The sequence below is a fragment of the Burkholderia sp. LMG 13014 genome (genome assembly GCF_905232215.1).
GTDB lineage: Bacteria > Pseudomonadota > Gammaproteobacteria > Burkholderiales > Burkholderiaceae > Burkholderia.
In genome coordinates this window covers 1-3,419 of record NZ_CAJNKE010000611.1, presented here as the reverse complement: position 1 = coordinate 3,419, position 3,419 = coordinate 1, and the positions used below count along the sequence as shown (strand labels likewise).

Sequence of the window (3,419 nt, the reverse complement as noted above, 5' to 3'; positions counted from 1 at the left end):
ATGCGGTCGATCAGTTGTACGACAGGCCCATCGCGTCACGCACGTCGCGCATCGTTTCCGTCGCGTACTTGCGCGCCTTGTCGCAACCGTCCGCGACGATCGCGCGCAGCAGCGACGGATCGTCCATGTACTTCTGCGCGCGCTCGAGCATCGGCTGCTGCTCGCGCAGGATGCCTTCGACGACCGGCTGCTTGCAGTCGAGACAGCCGATGCCCGCCGAACGGCAGCCCTTCTGCACCCAGTCGTGCGTCGCTTCGTCCGTATAGACCTGGTGCAGCTGCCACACCGGGCACTTGTCGGGATCGCCCGGATCGGTGCGGCGCACGCGCGCAGGATCGGTCGGCATCGTGCGGACCTTCTTCGTGATCGTCTCGGCGTCTTCACGCAGGCCGATCGTATTGCCGTACGACTTCGACATCTTCTGCCCGTCGAGGCCCGGCATCCGCGATGCTTCGGTGAGGAGCGCCTGCGGCTCGACGAGGATGATCTTGCGCGCGCCTTCGAGATAGCCGAACAGGCGTTCGCGGTCGCTCATCGACAGGCTCTGCGACTCCTGCAGCATCGCGCGCGCCTGTTCGAGCGCCTCGTCGTCGCCCTCCTGCTGATACGCGTTACGCAGCTCGTGATAGAGCTTCGCGCGCTTGCCGCCGAGTTTCTTCGCGGCATCGAGCGCCTTCTCCTCGAAGCCCGGCTCGCGGCCGTACAGGTAGTTGAAGCGGCGCGCGATCTCGCGCGTCATCTCGACGTGCGGCACCTGGTCTTCACCGACCGGCACGAGCGAGCCGCGATACAGCAGGATGTCGGCCGCCATCAGCACCGGGTAGCCGAGGAAGCCGTAGGTCGACAGATCCTTGTCCTTCAGCTTCTCCATCTGCTCCTTGTAGGTCGGCACGCGTTCGAGCCAGCCGAGCGGCGTGCTCATGCCGAGCAGCAGCGCGAGTTCGGCGTGCTCGGGCACCTTGCTCTGGATGAACAGCGTCGCCTGCGCCGGATCGATGCCGGACGCGAGCCAGTCGATCAGCACGTCCCACACGTTCTTCTCGATGACCTCGGGAGTCTCGTAGTGCGTCGTCAGCGCATGCCAGTCGACGACGCAGAAGAAGCACGGGTATTCGGACTGCAGCTTCACCCAGTTTTTCAGCACGCCGTGGTAGTGACCGAGGTGCAGCGACCCGGTGGGTCGCATGCCGGAGAAAATACGTTCAGGGAACATGATTGTCGTTAGAGGAGCGAGGCGAATGGGGACAGGATGGCGCTCAGGACGGCGTAGCCGACGTTGACGAGCGGGCGCAGCCAGAAATTCGTCAGCACGCCCGTCGTGACCAGCACGAGGACGATGATGAAGCCGTATGGCTCGATGCGCGACAGCGCGATCGATTGCTTCGTCGGCAGCAGCGCCGCCAGGATGCGGCCGCCATCGAGCGGCGGCAGCGGAAACAGGTTCAGCACGCCGAGCACGAGATTCGCGCTGACGCCGGCAAACGCCATCCGCGTGAAGAACGGCTCGTCGATGCCGACGGCAGGCAGCACGAGGGTCAGCACGCCCCAGATCAGCGCCTGCACGAAGTTGCAGGCCGGGCCCGCGAGCGATACCCACAGGCTGCCCCAGCGCGGATTGCGCAGGTTGCCGAACGATACCGGCACCGGCTTCGCATAGCCGAACAGGAACGCGCCGCCGGTCAGGAAATACATCACGAGCGGGATCGCGATCGTGCCGAGCGGATCGATGTGGCGCATCGGATTGAACGATACGCGCCCCATCATGTAGGCGGTGTTGTCGCCGAGCAGGCGGGCGGCGTAGCCATGCGCGGCCTCGTGCAACGTGATCGCGAAGATCACGGGTAGCGCGTAGACGGCGATGGTCTGTATCAGGGAAGCATCCATATCGCGTTATTGTAACAAGCGCACTCGCGCAAAAAATGGAACGGCGCGCTCAGGCCGCCGAGAGTCCGAACGGCTCGAGCGCGCCGCGCCCCGCGCGCACGAGCTCGGGCTCGTCTCCGGTCAGGTCGATCACCGTCGACGGCTCGCGCGGACACGCACCGCCGTCGATCACGAGGTCGACCTGCTTCTCGAGCCGCGTACGGATGTCTTCGGGATCGTTGAGCGGCTCGTCGTCCGGCGGCAGGATCAGCGTCGTGCCGAGCAGCGGCTGGCCGAGCGATTCCAGCAACGCGAGCGTGATCGCGTGATCGGGCACGCGCAGCCCGATCGTCTTGCGCGACGGGTGCGACAGCCGGCGCGGCACTTCCTTCGTGGCCTGCAGGATGAACACGTACGGACCGGGCGTCACCGACTTGATCTGCCGGTACTGGCGGTTGTCGACCATCGCGAAGTTGGCGAGCTCCGACAGATCGCGCACGAGCAGCGACAGGTGCTGCTTCTCGTCGAGGCCGCGAATCCGGCGCACGCGCTCGACCGCATCCTTGTCGTCGAGGTGGCACGCGAGCGCATAGCTCGAATCGGTCGGCATCGCGATCACGCCGCCCTTGCTGACGATCTCCACGGCCTGCTTGATCAGGCGCGGCTGCGGATTATCCGGATGAATCCTGAAGAACTGGGACATGGGGGGTCGTAAAGGGGGAGAAGTCGAATGTGCGTTGCCGGCGGCAACGCGGGCGGCAGTCCGCCGCCTGTTGTCAGAGCCAGCGCTCCCAGACCGGTGTCAGGTCGGGCGGCAACGGCGGCAGGCTGCCGAGCTCGACACGGCCCTCGCCTGGCGCATGGAAATCCGAGCCGCGCGACGCTTCGAAACCGAAGCGGCGTGCGACGTCCGCGTATTCGCGGTACTGGTCGGGCGAGTGGCTGCCCGTGACGACCTCGATCGCGCGGCCACCCAGATCGATGAACTCGCCGAAGAACGCGTCGAATTCGACGGGCGTATAGCGGTAACGGCCCGGATGCGCGACCACGGCTTCGCCGCCGGCCGCCCGAATCCACGCAACGGCGTCGGACAGCGTCGCCCAGCGGTGCGGGACGAACCCGGGCTTGCCGTCGCCGAGCAGGCGATCGAACACATCGGACGTCGACGTGGCATGGCCGCTCTCGACGAGAAAGCGGGCGAAGTGCGTGCGCGAGATCAGGTCGGGATTCGACACGTACTTCAGCGCGCCTTCGTACGCGCCGGGAATGCCGAGCGTGGCGAGCTGCTCACCGATCGCCACCGCGCGCGCCGCGCGGCCGTGGCGCGTACGGTACAGGCCGTCGACGAGCACCTGGTTCGCGGGATCGACATTCAGGCCGACGATGTGCACGGTGCGCGACGCCCACGTGACCGAAATCTCGACGCCGCTCAGGTAGCGCATGCCCAGCGCTTCCGCCTCGCTGCGCGCCGCCGCCTGGCCGCCGATCTCGTCGTGGTCGGTCAACGCCCACAGGGTCACGCCGCCGGCATGGGCGCGGCGCGCGACGTCGGCAGG

4 protein-coding genes are annotated in these 3,419 nt (G+C 66.7%); all 4 read right to left on the bottom strand.

Going from position 1 to position 3,419, the window contains the following annotated elements; genetic code table 11:
* Positions 1-10: 10 nt before the first annotated feature.
* Positions 11-1,213: a tryptophan--tRNA ligase gene (locus JYJ84_RS31860; protein ID WP_011352534.1), complete on the bottom strand. Its 1,203-nt coding sequence runs from the start codon at positions 1,211-1,213 to the stop codon at positions 11-13.
* A gap of 8 nt (positions 1,214-1,221) precedes the next feature.
* Entirely contained in the window at positions 1,222-1,884 is a 663-nt protein-coding gene (locus JYJ84_RS31855) for a site-2 protease family protein (RefSeq protein ID WP_174959479.1), read from the bottom strand.
* 49 nt (positions 1,885-1,933) lie between these two features.
* Positions 1,934-2,566: an L-threonylcarbamoyladenylate synthase gene (locus JYJ84_RS31850; protein WP_174918546.1), complete on the bottom strand. Its 633-nt coding sequence runs from the start codon at positions 2,564-2,566 to the stop codon at positions 1,934-1,936.
* A 73-nt stretch (positions 2,567-2,639) separates the two neighbouring features.
* The coding region (locus tag JYJ84_RS31845; protein ID WP_205189944.1) for a PHP domain-containing protein at positions 2,640-3,419 on the bottom strand (780 nt) is incomplete at its 5' end.

What these genes read in the sequence shown, in the direction of transcription:
- JYJ84_RS31860 (WP_011352534.1), bottom strand. Translation starts at nt 1,213, where the DNA reads ATGTTCCCTGAACGTATTTTCTCCGGCATGCGACCCACCGGGTCGCTG.
- JYJ84_RS31855 (WP_174959479.1), bottom strand. Translation starts at nt 1,884, where the DNA reads ATGGATGCTTCCCTGATACAGACCATCGCCGTCTACGCGCTACCCGTG.
- JYJ84_RS31850 (WP_174918546.1), bottom strand. Translation starts at nt 2,566, where the DNA reads ATGTCCCAGTTCTTCAGGATTCATCCGGATAATCCGCAGCCGCGCCTG.